General features: G+C 62.7%; 24 protein-coding genes. 12 read left to right on the top strand and 12 right to left on the bottom strand.

Annotated features, from left to right (window positions below; all coding sequences use genetic code 11):
• The first annotated feature begins 3 nt into the window (after positions 1–3).
• Together GH665_RS22085 and GH665_RS22080 are read left to right on the top strand one after the other, a co-directional pair.
• Positions 4–1,884, top strand: a complete 1,881-nt coding sequence (locus tag GH665_RS22085) for a TRAP transporter large permease (RefSeq protein ID WP_153138884.1) — start codon at positions 4–6, stop codon at positions 1,882–1,884.
• A gap of 92 nt (positions 1,885–1,976) precedes the next feature.
• A complete protein-coding gene (locus tag GH665_RS22080; protein WP_246216317.1) occupies positions 1,977–2,777 on the top strand; it encodes an SDR family NAD(P)-dependent oxidoreductase in 801 nt (266 codons plus the stop codon).
• 64 nt (positions 2,778–2,841) lie between these two features.
• On the opposite strand, the gene thrS is transcribed toward GH665_RS22080, so the two are convergent.
• The 6 genes from thrS to GH665_RS22050 all read right to left on the bottom strand — a co-directional run bounded on the left by thrS (position 2,842) and on the right by GH665_RS22050 (position 8,644).
• Positions 2,842–4,047 carry a threonine--tRNA ligase gene (gene thrS, locus GH665_RS22075; protein ID WP_153138882.1) on the bottom strand — a complete coding sequence of 402 codons (1,206 nt, stop codon included), beginning with the start codon at positions 4,045–4,047 and terminating at the stop codon, positions 2,842–2,844.
• Positions 4,048–4,293: 246 nt separating this feature from the next.
• Complete coding sequence (locus GH665_RS22070; RefSeq protein ID WP_153138880.1) at positions 4,294–5,244, bottom strand: DMT family transporter; 951 nt, start codon at positions 5,242–5,244, stop codon at positions 4,294–4,296.
• On the bottom strand, positions 5,244–5,735 hold the full coding sequence (locus GH665_RS22065; RefSeq protein WP_153138878.1) for a putative molybdenum carrier protein: 492 nt from the start codon (positions 5,733–5,735) through the stop codon (positions 5,244–5,246). Before GH665_RS22065 ends, GH665_RS22070 begins: the two co-directional genes overlap by 1 nt.
• Before the next feature lie 96 nt (positions 5,736–5,831).
• Complete coding sequence (gene guaA, locus GH665_RS22060) at positions 5,832–7,376, bottom strand: glutamine-hydrolyzing GMP synthase (RefSeq protein ID WP_153138876.1); 1,545 nt, start codon at positions 7,374–7,376, stop codon at positions 5,832–5,834.
• 1 nt (position 7,377) lies between these two features.
• Positions 7,378–8,007: a phosphoribosyltransferase family protein gene (locus tag GH665_RS22055; RefSeq protein ID WP_153138875.1), complete on the bottom strand. Its 630-nt coding sequence runs from the start codon at positions 8,005–8,007 to the stop codon at positions 7,378–7,380.
• Between the two features lie 196 nt (positions 8,008–8,203).
• Complete coding sequence (locus tag GH665_RS22050) at positions 8,204–8,644, bottom strand: DMT family transporter (protein ID WP_153138873.1); 441 nt, start codon at positions 8,642–8,644, stop codon at positions 8,204–8,206.
• 202 nt (positions 8,645–8,846) lie between these two features.
• On the opposite strand from GH665_RS22050, the gene punR reads away from it, so the two are divergent.
• From punR to GH665_RS22035, 3 genes are all read left to right on the top strand, one after another.
• Positions 8,847–9,749, top strand: a complete 903-nt coding sequence (gene punR, locus GH665_RS22045; RefSeq protein WP_153138871.1) for a DNA-binding transcriptional activator PunR — start codon at positions 8,847–8,849, stop codon at positions 9,747–9,749.
• Positions 9,750–9,873: 124 nt separating this feature from the next.
• Positions 9,874–10,359 carry a GNAT family N-acetyltransferase gene (locus GH665_RS22040; protein ID WP_153138868.1) on the top strand — a complete coding sequence of 162 codons (486 nt, stop codon included), beginning with the start codon at positions 9,874–9,876 and terminating at the stop codon, positions 10,357–10,359.
• A gap of 43 nt (positions 10,360–10,402) precedes the next feature.
• Positions 10,403–10,729: a low molecular weight protein tyrosine phosphatase family protein gene (locus tag GH665_RS22035; RefSeq protein ID WP_153138867.1), complete on the top strand. Its 327-nt coding sequence runs from the start codon at positions 10,403–10,405 to the stop codon at positions 10,727–10,729.
• A 34-nt stretch (positions 10,730–10,763) separates the two neighbouring features.
• Here GH665_RS22035 and GH665_RS22030 read toward each other — a convergent pair whose 3' ends face one another.
• Complete coding sequence (locus tag GH665_RS22030) at positions 10,764–11,348, bottom strand: flavin reductase family protein (RefSeq protein ID WP_153138864.1); 585 nt, start codon at positions 11,346–11,348, stop codon at positions 10,764–10,766.
• Positions 11,349–11,536: 188 nt separating this feature from the next.
• Here GH665_RS22030 and GH665_RS22025 point away from each other — a divergent pair, with 188 nt between their 5' ends.
• Both GH665_RS22025 and GH665_RS22020 read left to right on the top strand, forming a co-directional pair.
• The gene (locus GH665_RS22025) at positions 11,537–12,193 is read left to right on the top strand and encodes an aspartate/glutamate racemase family protein (protein WP_153142229.1); all 657 of its coding nucleotides are present in this window, start codon (positions 11,537–11,539) and stop codon (positions 12,191–12,193) included.
• Between the two features lie 6 nt (positions 12,194–12,199).
• Positions 12,200–13,009, top strand: coding sequence for an aminoglycoside phosphotransferase family protein (locus tag GH665_RS22020; RefSeq protein WP_153138862.1), 810 nt, complete (start codon positions 12,200–12,202; stop codon positions 13,007–13,009).
• 31 nt (positions 13,010–13,040) lie between these two features.
• Here the strand turns inward: GH665_RS22020 and GH665_RS22015 are convergent, their stop codons facing one another.
• The 3 genes from GH665_RS22015 to pdxR are packed head-to-tail and all read right to left on the bottom strand — an operon-like array spanning position 13,041 to position 15,143.
• Positions 13,041–13,370, bottom strand: coding sequence for a hypothetical protein (locus GH665_RS22015; protein WP_153138861.1), 330 nt, complete (start codon positions 13,368–13,370; stop codon positions 13,041–13,043).
• Positions 13,339–13,548: a hypothetical protein gene (locus tag GH665_RS22010; protein ID WP_153138859.1), complete on the bottom strand. Its 210-nt coding sequence runs from the start codon at positions 13,546–13,548 to the stop codon at positions 13,339–13,341. The genes GH665_RS22015 and GH665_RS22010 overlap by 32 nt, the downstream gene beginning before the upstream one ends.
• Before the next feature lie 47 nt (positions 13,549–13,595).
• A complete protein-coding gene (pdxR, locus tag GH665_RS22005; RefSeq protein WP_153138856.1) occupies positions 13,596–15,143 on the bottom strand; it encodes a MocR-like pyridoxine biosynthesis transcription factor PdxR in 1,548 nt (515 codons plus the stop codon).
• 107 nt (positions 15,144–15,250) lie between these two features.
• Between pdxR and GH665_RS22000 the strand changes: the two genes are divergently transcribed.
• The gene (locus tag GH665_RS22000; RefSeq protein WP_153138854.1) at positions 15,251–15,991 is read left to right on the top strand and encodes a GNAT family N-acetyltransferase; all 741 of its coding nucleotides are present in this window, start codon (positions 15,251–15,253) and stop codon (positions 15,989–15,991) included.
• A gap of 99 nt (positions 15,992–16,090) precedes the next feature.
• Here the strand turns inward: GH665_RS22000 and GH665_RS21995 are convergent, their stop codons facing one another.
• Positions 16,091–16,627, bottom strand: a complete 537-nt coding sequence (locus GH665_RS21995) for a GNAT family N-acetyltransferase (RefSeq protein ID WP_153138853.1) — start codon at positions 16,625–16,627, stop codon at positions 16,091–16,093.
• 144 nt (positions 16,628–16,771) lie between these two features.
• A complete protein-coding gene (locus GH665_RS21990) occupies positions 16,772–17,638 on the bottom strand; it encodes a LysR family transcriptional regulator (RefSeq protein WP_153138850.1) in 867 nt (288 codons plus the stop codon).
• A gap of 124 nt (positions 17,639–17,762) precedes the next feature.
• On the opposite strand from GH665_RS21990, the gene GH665_RS21985 reads away from it, so the two are divergent.
• The 4 genes from GH665_RS21985 (at position 17,763) to GH665_RS21970 (ending at position 21,040) form a co-directional block, all read left to right on the top strand.
• Complete coding sequence (locus GH665_RS21985) at positions 17,763–18,710, top strand: AEC family transporter (RefSeq protein WP_153138848.1); 948 nt, start codon at positions 17,763–17,765, stop codon at positions 18,708–18,710.
• A gap of 117 nt (positions 18,711–18,827) precedes the next feature.
• On the top strand, positions 18,828–19,676 hold the full coding sequence (locus tag GH665_RS21980; protein ID WP_153138846.1) for an AraC family transcriptional regulator: 849 nt from the start codon (positions 18,828–18,830) through the stop codon (positions 19,674–19,676).
• A gap of 166 nt (positions 19,677–19,842) precedes the next feature.
• A complete protein-coding gene (locus GH665_RS21975) occupies positions 19,843–20,808 on the top strand; it encodes a quinone oxidoreductase family protein (RefSeq protein ID WP_153138845.1) in 966 nt (321 codons plus the stop codon).
• Positions 20,809–20,863: 55 nt separating this feature from the next.
• Entirely contained in the window at positions 20,864–21,040 is a 177-nt protein-coding gene (locus tag GH665_RS21970) for a DUF1427 family protein (protein ID WP_046573155.1), read from the top strand.
• Positions 21,041–21,195: the final 155 nt, after the last annotated feature.

Genomic DNA, 21,195 nt, shown 5'->3' with positions numbered 1-21,195 from the left:
GCCATGCATCTGACCTTGACGAAGAAACTGGAAAACGACGGCTGGCTCGCGCGCGGCCTGACGACGGCCGTCGATTGGGTGATGCACGGCGTAGGCGCAGTGGCGGCCTTCCTGGTGGTCGCCGAGACGGTGATCTTGCTATGCGGCGTGATCTTTCGTTATGGGCTGGACCAGCCGCTAATCTGGTCCGACGAACTCGCGTCGATCCTGTTTAGCTGGCTGGCCATGCTCGGCGCGGTGCTCGCCTTGCATCGCGGCGCGCATATGCGTCTCACCGCGATCGTCACGCGTTTGCCGGAGAAATGGCGCGGCTGGCTCGAAGCGGTCAGCGCGCTCACCGTCTGTACCTTCGTCGCGCTGATCATCACGCCGGCCATCGAGCATATGAACCTGCAGATGCCGGTCAGTACGCCTGCGTTGCAGTTGCCGGACGGCTGGCGTTGCGCCGCGTTGCCGGTCGGCGCGGCGTTGATGCTGATGGCGGCGCTTGCCCGCATCGCGCGTGAAGTGAGCCCGGGGCAGTTCGCCGGTGCGTTGCTCACCGCGGGCGTGATCGCTGCCGCGTTATGGATCGCGCAACCCTATCTGCTCGCGCTCGGCAATCTGAACCTGATCGTGTTCTTCGTCGTGCTGGTGGGTTTGTGCGTGGCGGGTGGCGTGCCGATCGCCTTCAGCTTCGGCACGGCAACACTCGCCTATCTGGTGCTGATGACACATGCGCCGCTCGGCATTGTCGTGAGCCGGATGGATGAGGGGATGGCGAATCTGGTGCTGCTGTCGGTGCCGTTGTTCGTGTTGCTTGGTGCATTGCTGGAGTTGAGCGGGCTCGCGCGCTGCCTGATCGACTTCATGGCCGCGTTGCTTGGCCACGTGCGCGGTGGTCTGCAATACGTACTGCTCGGTGCGATGTTTCTGGTGTCGGGCATCTCCGGCGCAAAGGCCGCCGACATGGCAGCGATTGCACCCGCGCTGTTCCCCGAAATGCAGCGGCGCGGCGCGAAACCCGAGGAGCTGGTCGCGTTGTTGTCCTCAACCGGCGCGATGACGGAAACGATTCCACCGAGCCTTGTGCTGATCACGATCGGTGCGGTGTGCGGCGTATCGATCACCGCGCTGTTCGTCGGCGGAATCATGCCGGCGGTGGTTGCGACAATCGCGATCGGTTTCGTCTGCTGGCGGCGCGCACGGCACGAGCCGGCGAGCAACAGCACGCGCGCCCCCTTGCGCACGATTCTGCGGACCTTTGTGATCGCGCTGCCCGCACTCGCGCTGCCGATGCTGATTCGCGTGGTGGTCATCGAAGGCGCAGCCACTGCCACCGAAGTGTCGACCATCGGTATCGCGTACACGCTGATTGCGGGCGTGCTGCTGCATCTGTGCGGACGGCGGATCGAATGGCGCCGCCTCTACTCGCTGCTGCTCGATACCGCCAGTCTGTCCGGCGCAATTCTGCTGATCATCGGTCTCGCCACCGCGATGGCGTGGGCGCTCACGCAATCGGGCTTCTCCGCGTCGCTGGTGGCAGCGATGGAACAGATACCGGGCGGTCCGCGCGCGTTTTTGTGCGTATCGATCGTGTTGTTCGTGGTGCTCGGCAGCGTGCTCGAAGGAATTCCCGCGATCGTGCTGTTTGGCCCGCTGCTGTTTCCGGTGGCTCGCGCGCTCGGGATTCACGACGTTCACTACGCGATGGTCGTGATTCTGTCGATGGGGCTCGGCCTGTTCGCGCCGCCAATGGGCGTGGGTTTCTATGCCGCGTGCGCAATCGGCAAGGTGTCGCCGGACCGGGTCGTGAGCCGCGTGTGGGGTTATCTCGGCGCGCTGTTCATCGCGCTGCTGGTGGTCGCATTCGTGCCGTGGCTGTCGATCGGTTTCTTGAAGTGAATGCGCGTTGATGTTCGTGCTTTGACATCCAGTTTCAAGCCCTTTTTAAGCCGATTTTTTTTCCGCTGTTTCCGATCATTCGAGAGTTCGCTGTGAATCTGAATACTGAAACTTCCCGCCGTACCCCGTCTTCCCTCACTCATCCGCGCGTCGCGCTCGTCACCGGCGGTGGTGCGGGTATCGGCGCGGCTATCTCGCAGCAGCTTGCCGAAGCCGGGCACATCGTCTTCATCGGCGACATCAACGCACATACCGCGAACGATCTTGCCGGTTCGCTGTGCGCAGCCGGTCACGAAGCGTATGCCGTGCAGCTCGACGTGTCGGCGCCGGCTTCGATCGATGCCGCATTCAACACCATCGAGAACCAGTTCGGCCGCTGCGACATCCTGGTGAACAACGCCGGCATCGCCAAGACATTTCCGTTTCTCGACTATCCGGTCGAGCACTGGCGCAAAGTCTTCGACGTGAACGTCACCGGACCCATGCTGTGCGGCCAGCACGCTGCGCGGCTGATGCGCAAGAACGGCTGGGGGCGGATCGTGAACATCGCCTCGGTCAGCGGACTCCGCGCGAGTTCGGGCCGCACCGCCTACGGCACGTCGAAGGCCGCCGTGGTCGGACTGACGCGACAGATGGCGATCGAGCTCGCCGAATACGGCATCACGACCAACGGCGTGGCGCCAGGGCCGATCGACACCCCAATGACGCTCGATCTGCATTCGCAGGTCGCGCGCGACAACTACACGCGCGCGGTGCCGGCGAAGCGCTACGGCGTCCCCGCGGAAATCGCCGCGGTAGTCCAGTTCCTGTGTTCCGAACAGGCGTCGTATGTGAACGGGCAGACGGTGCCAGTGGATGGCGGCTTCATGGCCGCAGGCGTGCTGGAGATTTAGGAGGACGGCGCCCGCGCGCTATGCCGGGCGCCGCCTCCGGTGCTCAAGCCGTTTGTGGCAGACATCAGCGCGTGGCGGGCGGCAGCGCAGCCAGCCGCAAACGCTCGATACCGTCCGCGAGCGCAAGCGTCGACTGCTGCCCATCACGCATGCGAATGCTGATCGTCCGGTCGCGCTCGTCGCGCGAACCGACCGCGACAAAAATCGGCACCTGCTTTTCACGTGCGTCGACGATCTTCTTTTCGAGCCGCTCCGGCCGGCCATCGAGCAGCGCCCGGATGCCGGCGTCTTCAAGCGCTTGCATCACTTCTTGCGCGTAGGCCGCATTCGCGTCGCTGATCGTCGCGACCACGACCTGTTCCGGCGCGAGCCATACCGGCAGCCATCCTTCATGATGTTCGAGCAGCATCGCGATAAAACGCTCCATGCTGCCGAGTACCGCGTGATGAATCATCACCGGCCGCTCACGTTCGTTGCGCTCATTGACGAACTCCGCGTCGAGTCGTTCGGGCAGCACGAAATCGAGCTGAATCGTGCCGCATTGCCAGCTGCGTTCACGGCTGTCCGTCAGATGAAACTCCAGTTTCGGGCCGTAAAATGCACCCTCTCCTTCGAGCACGTCGAATTCGAGGCCCGCTGCACGCGCCGCATTGGCGAGCGCCTCTTCCGCGCGATCCCACGTTTGATCGTTGCCCGCCCGCATCGCGGGCCGCGTGGCTAGCGCGACTTTGAAGGCGGGGAAACCAAGGTCCGCATAAACCGCACGCAAAAGCGCACAGAAGCGGCCGACTTCGGCTTCGATATGCGCCTCCGTGCAGAACACATGGGCGTCGTCCTGCACGAATGCACGCGTACGCTTGAGGCCTTCGAGCGAGCCCGAAGGTTCGTCACGATGACACGCGCCGAACTCGCTGTAACGAACCGGCAACTCGCGATACGAGCGCACGCGCTGATTGAACACCTGCACGTGACACGGACAACTCATCGGCTTCAGACACAGCGCGCGCCCTTCTTCCGCGTCGGCGAGCGAATACATCGCCGCGCCGAACTTCTCCCAATGGCCGCTTTTTTCCCACAACGAGCGCGCCAGCAATTGCGGCGTACGGATCTCGCGAAAGCCCGCGCGCCGCATGCGGGCGCGAATGTAGTCTTCCAGCACGCGGTATAGCTCCCAGCCGCGCGGGTGCCAGAAAACCATGCCGGCGCCCTCTTCCTGCTGATGGAAGAGGTCGAGTTTGTTGCCGAGCACACGATGGTCGATGTCGTTCATGATGACGCTCCATTGGGTTTGATGTTGCAGTTACTGCAGATCGGTACCGCAAACGGAGGTCAAGAAACGCCAAAGGCCCCGTCCGTTTCCGGCGGGGCCTTTGGTGGTTTGCCACAGCTTCCTGCTTCTAGCGTGCGCAACCTCCAGACGACCCGCCTGTAAAGGTGGTCGTCGTGGTGGTGACAGCAGCGAAGGGAATCGAGTGGAAGTCCATGGATCGACAGTAAACGATTTTGTGGGGGGACGTCAATCGCAATCCTGGCGGGCGCCACCCGCCTGAATCGCTACACCATGCGATGTATCTCCGCCGGCGCGACGGCGCCGCGGCGCAAGGCTCGAGCGCGAGGCCAACATTGAGATGTTAAATGCCAGTGCGCTCAGGACAACCGCGCCGCCGATCAGGCAGAACGCCGAAGGACGTTCGCCCAGGACCAGCCAGATCCATACCGGACCGAGCACGGTTTCGAGCAACAGGATCAGGCTAAGCTGAGGCGCGGCCAGAAAGCGCGTACTCCATCCGATCAGACCGAACGCGATCGGTACCACCACAGCGGCTTCAATACCCATGTAGTGCCATTGCGATGCTTCAACAAACCCCACGCGATCGAGCAACGGTAAAACCGCGCATGCGCTCAACAGGCCGCCGGCGGCAGGCGCCAGCGCCATGTTTGCCGCGCTCTTGCGGGATACGACAAAGGCGGCGCTCATCGCCAATGCGCTCGCCAGCGCCATCGCATTGCCCGAAGTTTGCACCGCATTGATGCTGCCATGCTGAACCAGGCCGATGCCGCCGAGCGCGACCAGCATCGCCAGCCACGTCGCCGCGGGCGTCCGTTCGTTCAACACCACACGGGAAAGCAGCGTCGCAAACAACGGCGCAGCGGAGATGATGAACAGCACACTTGCAGCGTCGGTAAGACGCAGCGCGTACACAAAGAATAGCGAAGCGGTCCCATAGCAAAGCGACGCCATCCAGAACAGGCGTTGCTTGATGGAGTTCGCCAGCAGGGTTTTGCCGCGAGCAAAACAACTACATGCCGCCACGCTGGCGGCGAACATGAGCACGCCGCGCCAGAAGGCAATCTGAAGCGGATCCACGGGCCCAACCAGACGAACGAGCAAGGTGTCCGCGCTCAGAACCAGCACACCGGAGCATGCGTATAAAACACTGCGCTTACCGTCATTGCCCACGCGCATCACTTTAGAAACGGCGTGACGTAGCGCTCCAGCATTAGCGTGACAGCCTCACGAGCGTATTGCTGTGCCTGCGACGCCTTGCTGGCTCGCGGCCCCGCCACGTTCAGCGTTTCGATGTTATATCGTTCGACGAACCTTCCGATCTCTTCAGCCGCCGCGGCCTGCAGCGTTGTGGCAGCGTCGATGATCTTCACCGGCTTGCCGCGCGCCACACACCATTCGCAGGTTTCTAGCGTGCCGCCGCTCAAACTGCCGAAGTGAATCACCACAGTACCGTCGCTATCGAGCAGATTCTGTAGCGTCCGCTCTTCATAGCCTGCGTTCGGAAGTTCGGTCAATGGATACCGGTCCGGTATCGATCCGTCTTCTGCCAGCCTTCCCGCCGGGCACCACCCTCCGCAAGAAAACTGCATATCCAGTGCGGCGTCCAGTGCGCCACGGTCGACGCCGGTTTGTCCGCCAGAAACGATCCGTTTCAACAGGCTCACCATGATTGCTCCCCTCTCTTTCCAACGCTCTCTAACGACGCTCCACCCAATCCAGTGGAGCGTCCGGTCTCCATCGCGCGCCCGTTCGGCGCGCCGTTCTTATTGCCACTCGATCGTTGCAGGCGGTTTGTCCGTGATGTCGTAGACGACCCGGCCAATCTCCATCTGGTCGGTTATCTTCTTTGATATTTCGGCCAGGTAGGGGAATACCTTTCGCGAGAAATTCGCGGTCATTGAGTTGGTCGACTCCACCGCACGAATCACGATAGCCTGTTCGTTCTTAACGTGTTTGTCGCCCTTCACGCCGAGGCTCGGCACATCGACGAGAATACTGAACGCCATCCACACGTCTCGCGACACGGGCGAGTTGTTGATCACATCCTCGACAATCTCAGTGGATTGCCGAACTAGCGCGACCCGCTCACGTGTCACCTCACCTTGCACGCGAATTGCAAAGCCCGGACCCGGGAATACTTTCTTATGGACGACGTAGTCGGGCAAATCGAAGTACGCGCCGATCTTGCGCACCTGATCCTTGAACAGATAGCGAAGCGGTTCCATCATGTCGAAATTCAGCCGTTCGGGCAGTCCGCCGACATTGTGATGCGGTTTGATCTGCGAAGAGAACTTCGTGACACCGCTTTCCACCACGTCCGACCAGATCGTGCCTTGCGCGAACACCTCGGCACGCTGCTGTTTCGCGACCACTTCAAATGCATCGATGAATGCCTTCCCGATCACCCTGCACTTCTGGAACGACTCGGTTACACCCGTCAGATCGCCGAAGAATCGATCGGCCTCGCGAATGACCTGCAGATGGATATCGTTGTCGGCGCAGAATCGCTCGACTTCGAATTCAGTCTGAGTGGGCATCAAGCCGCTATCGACGTAAATCGCAATCAGTTGATCTTTATCGACGCTGCGCCGGATCAGCTTCGTCATCACATAAGAATCGACGCCGCCCGATAAGCCCACGATGATTCGGCGATCCTTGACGAATGCTTTGATCTCGGGAATCTTCTGCTCGACGAACGCCTGCGGTGTCCACTTTTGCGCGGGCTGCGCACCACAGATGCGAAATGCGAAGTTAGTGAGCATCGCCGTGCCGGATTCGGTGTGCGACACCTCTGGGTGGAACTGCAAGCTGTACAAGCGCCGTTTGGGATCTTCGAGCGCGGCAATCGCGCCGCTCGCGCTGCGCGCAATCACGCGGAACGCGTCGGGCACGGACAACACCGAATCGTTGTGGCTCATCCACACGGTAATCTGGCGTTGCTGCACGCCCGCGAACAATTCGCCGGTTTCGAGCACGTCCACTTTGGTGTCGCCGAACTCCGACTGCTCCTTGCCGACGCTGCCGCCGTACAGACTCGCAAGCAGCTGATGACCATAACAGAGCCCCAGCACCGGCAAACCGGTTTCGAGCCAATCACGGTCGAACGCAATCTCGTTCAGCTTCACCGAAGACGCGCCGCCCGAGAACACCACGCCCTTCAACTGCCGCCCACCGTCGCGAACGTAGTCGCGATACTTCAGGTCCGCAGGCACGATTTCCGTGGGAACGCCGATCGAGTCAAACGCTACCTTGATCAAGTGCGTGTATTGGCTACCGAAATCGAGTACAACAATCATGTCCTGGCTCATATCAATTTACTCCGCTTTCCTTTGCCTGTTTTTCAATAAACCGTTCGATCTCTTCGGCATCCTGCAAGCCGAATTTGCCGTTCTCAACAGCGGCGCGCACGAGGCAGCCAATCTGCGCAATCGATGTGATTTTCGTCACCCTCAAACGGTGCTTGATAAGCGCGTCGAGGCCGTAACTCAGAATCGTGTACAAATGAATCTCGCCAGCAAACTGCCGCAGATAGTCGACCACCGGCTCGACAGTCCGCCCCGACACGAGCGTGTCGTCGACGATCGCGATCTTGCTGCCGTGTTTAGGATCGCTGCCCACCAACCGGCCGCCTTCCGCATGCCGCTTTTCGTCCTTCCGATAGAGCGACAACGGGGCGGCCAGATTGTCCGAACAACGCGACGCAAAATAACTGCCGCCGCTTTCCAGTCCACACACGTAAGTAATGCCGTCCTGCTCCATCTGCGCGGATAACAGATTAGCCAGCGTTTCCCTGACCGGCTTATGTGGCAGCGTATTTTTGAAGTTAATGTGAATGGGTGAACGTCGGCCGGGTTTTACTTCGATATAACGTTCGGCGCGATACGCAATGACATCTTCCGTGTTGAGGATCAGATCGATAGCCACGTCGCTAGGGGACATTTGGCCTCCTGCTTTCTTTTAGAGTTGAAGTCGTCGTGACCGGTCGTGCTTTTTCGGCGCCCGGCACGACGCCGCGCGTGCCACGGCAATGCGCCGCGCGGCACGTTCTGGTGTTCGTGAAAGATCGGGTTGGCTTCCGCGCCCGTTGCGAGACGCGGTTTCGGCGAGCGCGATGCGCTTGTTATCTACTGAGCATCTACTTTGAAGTGAGCCAGACGCCGAAAATAATCGCACCCACGCCAGTCAACCGCGTAAAGTCGGCCGGGCGCGCAGTCGCGCCAAGCCAGCCAAACTGGTCGAGCATGAGCGACACAATGAACTGCGTGCCCACAATGATCGTGAATGCCGTGGTCAGGCCGAGCCGCGAAGCCGTATAGCCGATTGATCCGGCAATCACGAGTCCGAGCGCACCGGCGGTCAACGCGTACCAGGGCACGGCCATCCACGCTTTCGTGCTCCCGTCGCGAAGCGTGAAAAGCAGCACGATCGCCAGCAAAGCACCGCTTACGTAATTGATGAAAATACCGCCGGTGGTGCCGACGCTCTTCTCCATCACGCCCATAAACTGACCCTGTAGGGCCACGGCGCACCCGCCCAGTACAGCAACCGCTGTTAATCCAATTACATTGCCGGACATAATATTCACACTCGAATCATCAGCATAAGTTGACAGGACGGAATTTTTATTCTTCCGCAGATGACGCGCGATTTATCGATTGCCAGGCCCGTATGCCTGTCGTATAAGCGAACCCGGCACAGTATCTACTTGTCCCGTTAAAACCTGAAACGCTATATTTTCACTTCTGCCGTTAAATCGTTTCACAGTGAGGAGCGTGCTTGTGCTGTCGATAGAATCGCTGCAACTGGTCGACCTGATTGCCAGAACCGGCAGCTTCACCGCTGCGGCGAAGGCATTACACCGGGTGCCGTCGGCGGTCAGCTACGCGGTCCGAAATATCGAAGAGGAACTCGGCGTCGAGCTGTTTCGCCGTCTGCACCGAACCGTCGTATTGACTGAGGCCGGCCATCATTTCGTCGATGAAGCGCGCGGCATGCTCAAGAAGATGGACGAAATCAAACGCGAGACGCTGCGGGTGGCCAACGGGTGGCAGCCGAGCCTGTCGATTGCGCTCGATAACATCGTGTGTGCCGACCGGATCAGCGCGTTAATGGCGGACTTCTACCGGCACTTCGACAATGTAGAACTCATCGTGAGAATCGAGGTATTCAACGGCGTATGGGAAGCGCTTGTCACCGGCCGCAGCGATATCGCGATTGGCGCGACCACGGCGGTGCCAGTTGGTGGAGATTTTCAGTTCAGGGACATGGGGTCGATCGAATGGGCGTTCCTGGTAAGCCGGAACCATCCGCTCGCCACCGCCACCACGCCTTTGAGTAATGAAGTGCTGGCCGCGTTTCCGTCGATCTGTCTTGAAGACACGTCACGCGATATTCCAAAGCGCACCACCTGGCTGCTGCCGAATCAACGCAGACTCGTGGTGCCGGACTGGCTGCGCGCGATCAATTGCTTCACCGAGGGCCTGGGCATCGGCTACATGCCGGTACATCTTGCGCGGCCCTATATCGAGTCCGGCGCACTGGTGGAAAAAACAGTCGAGCATCCGAAAGCGCCCGCGCCCTGTTGCGTCGCCTGGTATGGGGGCAAGACGCCGCCGGTGCTGGAATGGGTGCTCGATTATCTCGGCGACAGCGAGAAACTCCATCGCGAATGGATATCGTGAGTGACGCGGCAACCCGTGTCACTACCCGGAACTTTCAGTCCCACGTACTATAGCGAGTAGAAGATTGGCCGCCGCGCCTGGCGGCCCCTGCACTCCGCACTTCAGACCAACCGAGCCCTTCACCTTGACCATCCATATCCGCCCCGCCCACGCGCCCGACTCCGCGCTGATTCTTCGCTTTATCACCGAACTCGCGGTGTATGAAAAAGCGGAGCACGAGGTTGTCGCGACCGTTAAAGACATCGAAGCAAGCCTGTTCTCAGCGACCTCATCCGCGAAGGCGCTGATCTGCGAAATGAACGGCGAACCGATCGGCTTTAGCGTGTACTTCTTCTCTTATTCGACGTGGCTCGGCAAACAGGGGCTTTATCTGGAAGACCTGTACATATCGCCGGCCGCGCGCGGCAGCGGCGCGGGCAAACAGATGCTCCGCCACCTCGCCCAGATTGCGTGCGAGAGCGGCTGCGGCCGCTTCGAATGGAGCGTGCTGGACTGGAACGAGCCGGCGATCGGCTTCTATGAGTCGATCGGTGCGAGCGCACAAAGCGAATGGGTCCGCTACCGGCTGGCGGGCGACGCGCTCACGGCGTTTGCCGATGGCAACAGGTAAGGCAAGCTTGCCTGCGAACAGACACCTCGCCAGGTAGCGAGTCATGCGCGCCTTGTTTATCTGCAGCAAGAACCGCCTGCGCAGCCCGACGGCCGAGCAGGTGTTCGCCACGTGGCCAAATGTCGAAACCGATTCGGCCGGTCTGAGTGCGGATGCCGACGTAGCGCTCTCACCCGAGCAGGTGCGCTGGGCCGACATTGTCTTCGTGATGGAGAAAGCGCATCGCGCAAGACTGTCGGCAAAGTTCCGCGCGTGTCTGAACGGCAAGAAAGTGATTTGCCTCGATATCCCCGACGATTATGCGTTCATGCAGCCCGAGCTCGTCGCGCTGCTGGAGCAAAAGGCGGGCAAATTTCTGCGGCAAAGATAGCGCGCTGAGCCTTGCCCGCGCTGCTACGGACCGGTTAGTCTCCCGACCCGCTCGCCGCCGGTTCGACTTCAAATGCATCGCCCGTCGCGAAGAATGTGCCGCCGGCCACGTAATGGCATGTGCGCAGATTGGGATCGTCGCCGAAGTGCCAGCGGTTGTTCGAATAGACCCGGCTGTCCGCGTAGGCGGCGACCACTTCGCCGATAATCAGATCGTGCCGCTGGCTATCGTCCGGGATCACCTTGCATTCCATCCACGTGATGCAGCCGGCCAGCATCGGCACGTCGATTTCCTGTGCCGGGAAGGTCTCGAGGTCGAAGGCCGAGAACTTGTCGAGTTCGGTGCCCGCGTTCGTGCCCACCGCCAGCGTCTGCGCCGCAAATCCACGGCTCGGCAGTTGCAGTCCGAACACGCCGCTCGCTTCGATCAGTTGCCGGGTGAGCGTGCGGCTGTCCACCACTACTACGACTTTCGGCGGCGTGAAATCGAGCGGCATGGCCCACGATGCCGCCATCACATTCGAGCGGCCACCGTGCGCGCTGGTAATGATCGTGACGGGGCCATGGTTCAGCAACTGCGTGGCGCGCGACAAGGCGACGGGTTCCCGGGTGATTTTCATACGTGCTGTTCCGCGTCAAATGGATCAGGCAGATTGTAGCGGGGACGCGCAAAGCGAGTGGCGCAGCATCATGAGCGGCACGAGGGCGAACCACCGTACCGCCGGATCGGCGTCGTTTCCACATGCGAGCGCCATTTCCCGCCGATCCAGGCGAGAATGCAAACCTGCCACAGATCATTGGAGAGACCGTGCGTATCGTCTGCTTGCATACCGCCGACAGCAATATCGCCCTATTCGATGCGGCCGCCCGCGCCGCCGGATACGAGTCGCTCGAGCTTGTACATGTCGTCCGCGCGGACTTGCTCGCGGCCGCTGAGCGCGCCGGTGGATTGACCGACGAGATCGCGGCGCAAACCCGCGAGGTGCTCCTCACGCTCACGGACAACGCAGACGCCGTATTGCTCAACTGTTCGACGCTCGGCCCGTCAGTGGACGAAGCCCTCGCCGCGCAGGCTGCGCCGGTGCCCATTTTGCGGGCCGACGCCGCGTTGGCTCAACGCGCGGTGGAAGGCGGCGGCAAGGTTATCGTGCTGTGCACCGTATCCACCACGCTCGACCCAACCACCCACTTGTTCGCTCAATCCGCCACACGTACCGCCGCGAATGTCGAGGTTCAGTTGATTGGCGGCGCGTGGGAGCGTTTTAGAGCAGGCGACACGGCGGCTTATCTGTCCACCATCGCCGCCGCTACGGATGCCGCCTACGAAAATGGCGCGGATGTCGTGGCGTTCGCACAAACATCGATGGCGGGCGCAGCCTTGCTGGTCACGCACGGGACGAAACCGCTGACCACGCCGGCGATTGCCCTCGCCGCCGCGGTGCGCGCAGCCGCGCTAGCCGCCTGAAACGCGATGTTCGCCGAGTACATCGTCAAATGGAATTTGCAGCCGGACGGCGAGCCGATTCGTACGCATAGCAGCCAGCTCTTGCCGGTGCGGCAGCATGGCGTCGCCGCGATGCTGAAAGTTGCACAGGAACCCGAAGAGAAATTCGGCGCGCAATTGATGGTGTGGTGGGACGGCGACGGTGCGGCCCGGGTGCTCGCGCATGATGCCGACGCCTTGCTGCTGGAGCGTGCCGACAGCCATCACTCGTTAGTGGACCAGGTGCGCGCCGGCGGCAGCGAAGCGGACGACCACGCCATCGAAATCCTCTGCGCCGCCGCGGCACGACTTCACGCACCGCGAAATAAGCCGCTGCCCGAACTGATCGGTTTGCCGCGCTGGTTCCAGAGTCTTTGGCCCGCCGCTGAACAACACGACGGCTGGCTAGCCGGGAGTGCCGCCGCGGCGCAAGCCCTGCTCGCCGCGCCACAAGATCCGGTTGTGCTGCACGGCGACATTCATCATGGCAACGTGCTCGATTTCGGCGCGCGCGGCTGGCTGGCGATCGATCCGAAAGGTCTGTACGGTGAACGCGGTTTCGACTACGCGAACATCTTCTGCAATCCGGACCTGGTATCGGTGCTCGTGCCGGGACGGTTTGAGCGTCGCGTCGAGCGCGTGGCGCATATCGCCGGGCTCGACAGGCACCGGTTGCTGCAATGGATTCTCGCGTGGTCGGGGTTGTCCGCGGCGTGGATTCTCGAAACGGGCGAGACGCCGGACATCGACATAGAGATCGGCAGATTGGCGGCCGAAGCGTTGAGCGGCAGCCGCTAGACCGCCGCCCAAGCATTCCGTCAAGCAATGATCAATGTGCTTTGCCGTTAGGCATGGCGTCCAACGGTTTGTGCTGTTCTTCGCCGAGTCCCGGGAAAAACGCGTTCCATGCGGCGCGCACGCCCTGGGCCGCGGTGGCTTCGGCGCCGATCGATTCTGCCTCGCCGTCGGCCGCTTTCGACGGGTCGGCGGACAGGCCACGCCAGTGCGTGAACACCAGCAACGGTTTTTCGGTCCACACGCCGTCGCCATATTTCGCAAATGCCGTGTCTCCGCTCGTCAACTGCACCTCGTACCAGCCTTCGCGGACAGGTGCATGGGCAGCAAGCTCAAACCAGGCGGTCGGTTCGATTTCCTTCATGTTGTCTCCAGTCAGATAGATCGTCATAGATAAGCACAACAAAGGCATGCTTCATGCCCGAACCCGGCAGCGGCCCGGCCAGGCGGGCGCCGCGTGTCATGCGATATGGCAGGGCGGTGCGCTGGGCATGACCTGCGGGCAATTCGTCGACGTCGCGCACTTTCGAATCGCCGCGCATAAACGACACGATAGCGCGACATGGGGCGCGCGGACAAACGTAAAAACTTACACGGCGCGCCTGCGTGCTGTTCCGCTTGTCGCCCCGCCTGTCGATCCGCTTTCCGCCCTATTTGCCGACGCGCCGCTCGACTCGCCGGCCATCCCACGCGCGAGCCCGGCCAGAACCCGTACAGCGGGCGCCAGTTGCCCGGCCGGCGTGCTGCCATAGCCGATCACAAGTCCGTTTGCCTCGTCGCGCTGCTGCAACGCAAAACCCGACAGCGCGCGCGGATTGAGACGCTCGGCAAGCGCGCGTGCGGCGAGGGTCCGATCGGAAATAGACGGCGGCAAGCGCAGCGTCAGATGCATGCCGCAATTGCCGCCCAGAATCTGCGACGGCGCGAAGTGTTCGGCGAGCGCATCGCGCAGCGCCTGCTGGCGCTCCCGGTACAAACGCCGCATGCGGCCCAGATGCCGCCCGAATTCGCCGCTGTCGATGAAATGCGCCAGCGCCAGTTGCTCCAGACGATGCCCGCCACGCAATGTCTCCTGCAACGCCACGGCCGTGTGCGCGGCAATGGCGCGCGGCAGCACCACGAAGCCGATGCGCAAGGCCGGAAACATGGTTTTGCTGAACGACCCGACGTACAGAACCGGCGCGTCCTCGACCAAACCCTGCATGCTGGCGATCGGCTCGCCGGTATGGCGGAATTCGCCGTCGTAGTCGTCTTCGATCAGCCAGGCGCCGCAGCGGCGCGTCTGGGCGATTAACTCCAGCCGACGCGCCACCGACAACACCGCACCGGTCGGATACTGATGGGCGGGCGAGGTGTAGATCAGCCTGGGCGGATGTGTATGCCATGCGTCGGGCGGCACCGCGATGCCTTCCGGGTCCACCGGCATCGGCACCATGGTCAGATCGCCGAGGTTGAACGCTGCCTTGGCGCCGCGATAGCCCGGATCTTCCACCCACGCGATGTCGCCCGGATTGGTGAACAGGCGCACGCACAGGTTCAGCGCCTCCTGCGCGCCTTCGGTGATGATCACCTGTGAGCCCTCGCAGCGCACGCCGCGCGCCATCCGCACATGCGCGGCGATCGCGTCGCGCAGCACCGGTTCGCCGGCCGGGTTGCCGTAGCCGAGCGCAACTGGCAGCGCACGCTCCATCGACCGTTCCAGCGCGCGCCGCCAGGCGGCCACTGGAAAGCGATCCAGCGCGGGGGTGCCGGGGGTCATCGGCAAAGTGTTGTCGACGTGGGTACGCGTCGCCGTGAATTGCTCGACGCGTGCCGCGTAGGCGACGTCCGGCGCGGCCGGCAGGGTTTGCGGTTCACCGCGTGCCGCCGGACTGGAGAGCGGACTCACGCGTGTGCCCTTTTTGTCGGCCACCACATAGCCAACCGCGGCCAGATGCTCGTACGCGATCACCACGGTATTGCGCGACACGCCCATCTCCGCGGCCAGCAGGCGCGACGACGGCAGCAGCGACCCGGCCGGCAAGCGCCCGGCGAGGATGGCCTGCTGCAAACGCTCAATCAGTTGTTTTTGCAGGGGCACGGACTTTTCGACGCTGCCGGCGGCCGGATTGGCGAGCGGGCCAATGATCTCGATCATCGTGGCTGGACCTATCAAATGCTGTTCCGTTGGATCTTTTTAACATACCACGTTTGCCGTATCGTTCTCCATAAGCAACGATGATCCCTATCCACAGGAGAACACACATGGAACCCAGACATAACGCTTTCGAGCAGCCGATCGGCGCCCCCGTGCCGGGCTGGAAAGGCGCTCAGGCACCCGGCCGTGAGCCGCTGCTGGGCCAATACTGCCGGATCGAACCGGTGGACGTGGAGCGCCATGCGGCAGACCTGTACGAGGCGTATAGCTCGGCGGCCGACGCCCGCGACTGGACCTATCTGGCGGTCGGCCCGTTTGAGAGCCTTGCCGCGTATCGCGAGCATCTGACGCGCATGGCTGCATCGCCGGATCCGCTGCACTACGCGGTGATCGATCTCGCGTCCGGGAAGGCCGTCGGCACACTCGCGCTGATGCGTATCGACCGCACCAACGGCGTGATCGAAGTCGGGCACGTCACTTTTTCGCCGCGCCTGAAGCGCACGCGCGTTGCCACGGAAGCGATGTTCCTGCTCATGCGCCATGTGTTCGACGACCTCGGCTATCGCCGCTTCGAATGGAAGTGCGATTCGCTCAATGGGCCGTCGCGCACAGCGGCGTTGCGCTATGGCTTTACATTCGAAGGCATCTTCCGGCAGGCGATCGTGTATCACGAACGCAATCGCGACACCGCGTGGTTTTCGATTATCGACAGTGAATGGCCCGCGCTGCGCCCGAACTATGTACGCTGGCTCGACGCCGGCAACTTCGACGCCCAGGGCAAACAGGTTGAACGGCTAGTGGATCTGATCGCGCGGCAACGGGCGGCGGCCAGCGAAGGCGCTCAATAAGACGGTCAGTAAGGTGGTCAGTAAGGTGGTCAATAGGGCAGCCGGTTCGCGCGCCGGCTGCATGTCGGCGCGCGAACCGCGCATGCGCCGCGCGACGATTCAGGCAACGCCTGCCGCTCGCCGCAGCACAATAGTTGGTTTGCCTTTATACGTCGTGTGATGTTGCTCGCGATAACCGCACTTGTGCGCGACACGCAACGAGGGCTGGTTTTCCGGCGCGATGATGCAGACGGTCTCGCCGTCGGGCCACTGCGTGTCGGCCCACGCAAGTGCTGCACGCACCGCTTCGGTCGCGTAGCCGCGATTGTGGACGGCGGGGTCGAGTGCCCAACCGATCTCAGGTGTGTTCATCAACGAAGGTTCGATGTCGCGATGGTAGTCGGCAAAGCCGACTTCACCCAGGAACCGGCCGCTGTCCTTTTCCCGCACCACCCAGTAACCGTATCCCAGCATCGCCCAATGCCCGGCGTAGCGCAGCAGGCGCGCCCAGACCTCTTCGCGTGTGAACGGCTTGCCGCCGATGTAGCGGATCACCTCAGGATCGGACCACATCGCATAGCTCTCGAGGAAATCGTCGCGCGTGTGCGGACGCATGATCAGACGGTCGGTGGTGAGGAGCGTGGGGCGGGTGGGCATGGGTGGCTGGGGTTGAACGCTTTGAGGTTGAGAGGCGTTAAAGGGTGCCAAGGATGATCGCAGATTTCCTGCACGTCAGGGTCGCTGCAAAAGTCCCTGCGGCGTCGAAGCGGCACACGCACCGTCCCATCAAAACCTGCCCCCTCACGCCAACTCAAGAAACCGCGCCAGACACGGATTGCGATTAGCCGGCGACCACGCCAGCACCTGCTCGATCAGCGGCGCATCGACCAGCGGCCGGAACACCACGCCCGCGAGTTGCGCCTTACGCATCGAGGCCGGCACGAGCGCCACCCCCACCCCTTCATCGACGAGACTGAGCACGGTCTGCTGCAACTGCACCTCAAAGCGGATATCCGGTTCGAAGCCGCCCGAGCGGCAATGCTCGAGGATGGTTGCGCGCAAGCTCGGCGCGACTTCCGCCAAGGCCAGCACGAACGGCTCGCCCGCCAGTTGCGCGATCGTCAGTCGCCGCGCGCGCGCTCGCGGATGGCTGCGCGACAACGCCACGCACAAGGGCTCGCGCAGAATCGTCCGTGTCGCGATGCCCTTGTCGGGCACGCCAGGAAACATGATCGCCGCGTCGATCTGGCCGGACAGCACCTGCGCGGCCAGATCGTTCGACACGACTTCGCGTAGATTCAATGCGACCTCGGGAAACGCCGCGCCGAACGCGCGCGCATAGCCGGGCACGACGTTGTACGCGGCACACATCGTAAAGCCGATGGCCAGCTTGCCGGCGTCGCCGTGCGCCGCCGCATGGGCATTGCTGACCGCCTGCTCCACCGACGCAAGGATCGCCTTCGCATCAGCGTAAAAGCGCTCGCCCGCCGCGGTTAGCGTGACACTGCGCGGACTGCGCTCGAGCAGCGTCACACCGAGACTCGCCTCCAGCGCCGCCAGTTGCCGGCTCAACGGCGGCTGCGACAGATTCAGGCGCGCCGCCGCGCGGCCGAAATGGCGTGTCTCGGCGAGTGTCACAAAGTAGCGCAACGGCTTGATATCGATCACGACGCCCTCAAGCTGAATGACGATGCAGAAAAGGTATTATTGGAAGCAAAAAACAGTATTGGATTGTATCAACGCAAGCCACTACGCTGGCGCATCGTTCTCCGCGCCCCTACCTTTTGCACCGATGTTAGCCACTCTCGAGATTCTGCTTCCCGTATTCGGCCTGATTTTCGCGGGCTTTGCCTGCCGCCGGCGCGGCGTGCTCGGACCGAACAGCGCGTCCGAACTGAACCGCTTCGTTGTCTGGCTGGCACTGCCGGCGCTGCTGTTCGACACCATGGCGCATGCCACGTGGCAGCAGCTCTATCAACCGGCCTTCGTCGCGGCATTTTCGATCGGTTGCCTCGGCGCGTTTCTGCCGATTCTCGCCATCCGTATGTTCAGCGGCCGCCATCTGGCCGACGCGAGCGTCGACGCCATTGCGGCGTCGTATCCGAACACCGGCTACATCGGCTTTCCGCTCGGCATGATCGCGTTCGGCCCGGGCAGCCTGACGCCGACCACGATCGCCACGATCCTCGTCGCGTGCGTGCTGTTTGCGCTTGCCATCGTGCTGATCGAAGTCGGCTTACAGACCGAACGCACGCCGCACAAGCTGGGCCTGAAAGTGCTGGGCTCGCTGGCGCGCAATCCGTTGATCGTGTCGCCGATTGCAGGCGTGCTGCTGGCGAGCACTCACGTCGCATTGCCGCAAAGCGCGGAGACCTTTCTGAAGCTGCTGAGCGGCGCCGCCAGTCCGTGCGCGCTGGTCAGCCTTGGCTTGTTCCTCGCGGAAAAACGTCCGTCGTCCGAGACCGGCGCGAGCGGTATCCCGCTGCTGCTGAGCGGCGTCAAGCTGCTGGGACAGCCGGCGCTGACCTGGTGGCTCGCGGCGCGCGTGTTCGGGCTCCCGTCCGCGCTGGTCGAGATGGCCGTCGTGCTGGCCGCGCTGCCCACCGGCACCGGTCCATTCATGCTGGCCGAGTTCTACCGCCGCGAGGCGCACATCACCTCCCGCACGATTTTGCTGTCGACGGTGGGATCGGTGGCGACCTTGTCGTTGTTGCTGCTGGTGATGGGACATCGCACGTAGGCGAACCGCGCGGAATATCCATCCTTGCGCGCCTCGCGCTATGCTTCGCACACGGACCATCCGGGTCCACGCTCTTCATGCGCGAAGAGCGGACCGTGAACAGCGAAGCGAACCGCCGTGCCCAAAGCCCGCCCACCCGAACTTCACGACGACGCCGACGCCCGCTCCCTCGCGCGGCACTATCCGCGCGGGCTGCGCATCGACCCGCATTCGCATACGTGGGCGCAGGTGCTGTACGCGGTATCGGGCGTGATGTGGGTGGAAGTCGGCCGCGAGGCGCTGGTGGTGCCGCCGCAGCGGGCGGTCTGGCTGCCGGCCGGCACCGTTCACTCCATCCACATGATGAGCGAGGTGGAGATGCGCAATATCTATTTCCACGAGCGCAACGTCGGCCACCTGAGTCATCGCAGCGACGTGTTCGAAATCAACGGCCTGTTGCGTGAACTCATCACATCGATTGCGGAACACGAGCGCACCTATGCTCGCGACGAGACCTATCTCGACGCCGCCTATCGTCTCGCGATGCTGGAGCTGGGACACGCGCCTCGCTCGTCGCTGCGCATCGCACTGCCCGATGCGTCGGACCGGCGGCTCGACGCCTTGTGCCGCGCGGTAATCGACAACCCTTCGATCTCGATCAGCTTCGAACAGCATGCGGCGTCGGTCGGCGCCAGCGTGCGCACGCTGGCGCGCCTCTTCACCCGCGAGTTGGGCGTTGGTTTTGCCGAATGGCGGCGCCAGGTGCAACTGGCAGTGGCAGTGTCGGGTCTCGCCGAGGGACGCCCGGTCAGCAGCATCGCCCGCTCGCTGGGTTTCCAGCCGAGCAGCTTCAGCGACATGTTCCGGCGTGAGTTGGGCGCACCGCCGACCGGCTTCGATCCGCGCGCGACGCTGAGCGACGCGAACACGGCCAGTGCGCCAGAGCCCGCGCAAGACAGGCAGTCCACGAACGCCACGAACGCGTGAGCCCGGCGTGCTGGCCGCTCCACAGCCCAACAACGGCCGTCGGCAGGCCCACGCCATGTTTTGTCCGAAATTCGAAAGTCTTTGTCTCAACGCCTCCGTACCGGCCACCTAGACTACGCTCATCCGCTGCACGAGGCAGCGCAAGACCCGACAGGAGTGACAAGCGATGAAAGCGATTCAGTTCAAGACTTTTGGCGAACCCGGCGTTCTCGAAATCGTCGATCTGCCGACGCCGCAAGCCGACGCGGATAGTGCCGTGGTGCAAATCAAGGCGGCTTCGGTGAATCCGAGCGACGTCAAGAACGTGTCTGGCCATTTCGAGCACACGGTCCTGCCGCGCACGCCCGGACGCGACTTCAGCGGCGTCGTGGTGGATGGCCCGCAGGCCTGGCTCGGCGCGGAAGTCTGGGGCACGGGCGGCGATATCGGCTTCACACGCGACGGCACACATGCCGAGTTCATCAAGATTCCGCTCACCGCCTTGTCGCGCAAGCCCGCTACGCTCAGCCATGCGCAGGCATCCGCGATCGGCGTGAGCTTCGTGGTCGCGTGGCTCGGCACGGTCGAGTACGCCCATCTGCAGGCGGGCGAAACGATTACCGTGATCGGGGCAGGCGGCGCTGTCGGCGGCGCGGTGGTGCAAATCGCGAAAGCGCGGGGCGCCCGCGTGATCGGGGTCGATCGTCATCCGCTGTCCGCCGATACCCCGGCGGCCCGGCTGCTCGACGACTACGTACCGTTCGACGAAAACGTGACGGCGCGCCTGAAGGCGCTAACCGGCGGCGCCGGCGCGGACGTGGTGTACGACACCGTCGGCGGTGTCGCGTTTCAGACCGCACTCAGTCTCGTCAAACGCCGCGGCCGGGTGCTGGAGATCAGCGCCACGGGCCAACGTCGGGTGGAATTCGATCTGATCGACTTCTACCACAACGAAACGCAATTGCTCGGCGTGGACAGCGCCAAGCTGGGCGTCGCCGAATCGGCACCGCTGATGACCGCGCTGGTGGAAGGCTTCGAAAGCGGCAAGCTGCAAGGGCCGGCCATCGCGCAGGAATTCCCGCTTGAACGGACCCGCGAAGCCTATGAGGCAGTGGCCGCCGGCGCGCGCGGCCGGATCGTCATCACGATGTAATTGCCGAAGCGACCAGCGGGCGTGGCGGCCCGCATTTCAGATGGGTTTATCAAACATGAAAGCGTATTTGATCTCGCTTATTGCCGGCGTCGTGGTCGGTTTGCTCTACAGCATCATGCAGGTGAAATCGCCCGCGCCGCCGACGGTCGCGCTCGTCGGCCTGCTCGGCATGCTGGCCGGCGAACATATGATCCCGCTCGTGCGGACGTGGCTGGCGGCCGGTATTCACTGACGTTCGCCCTTCGGCCGCCTCTTCGTCCGCCGGTTGACGTTCCTCATCGACGTCCCTCATCGACATATCTTCGCGCCGATAGCTTTTCCATCACCGGGCGCCGCACGCTAAGATTGAGCCCGCCGGACCGGCGGGCAGCACTTGCAGCGTCGTCC

It is taken from the genome of Paraburkholderia agricolaris (genome assembly GCF_009455635.1).
Classification (GTDB): domain Bacteria; phylum Pseudomonadota; class Gammaproteobacteria; order Burkholderiales; family Burkholderiaceae; genus Paraburkholderia; species Paraburkholderia agricolaris.
Note: the sequence above shows the minus strand (reverse complement) of the source record. Positions and strands in the feature narration are given on the sequence as shown.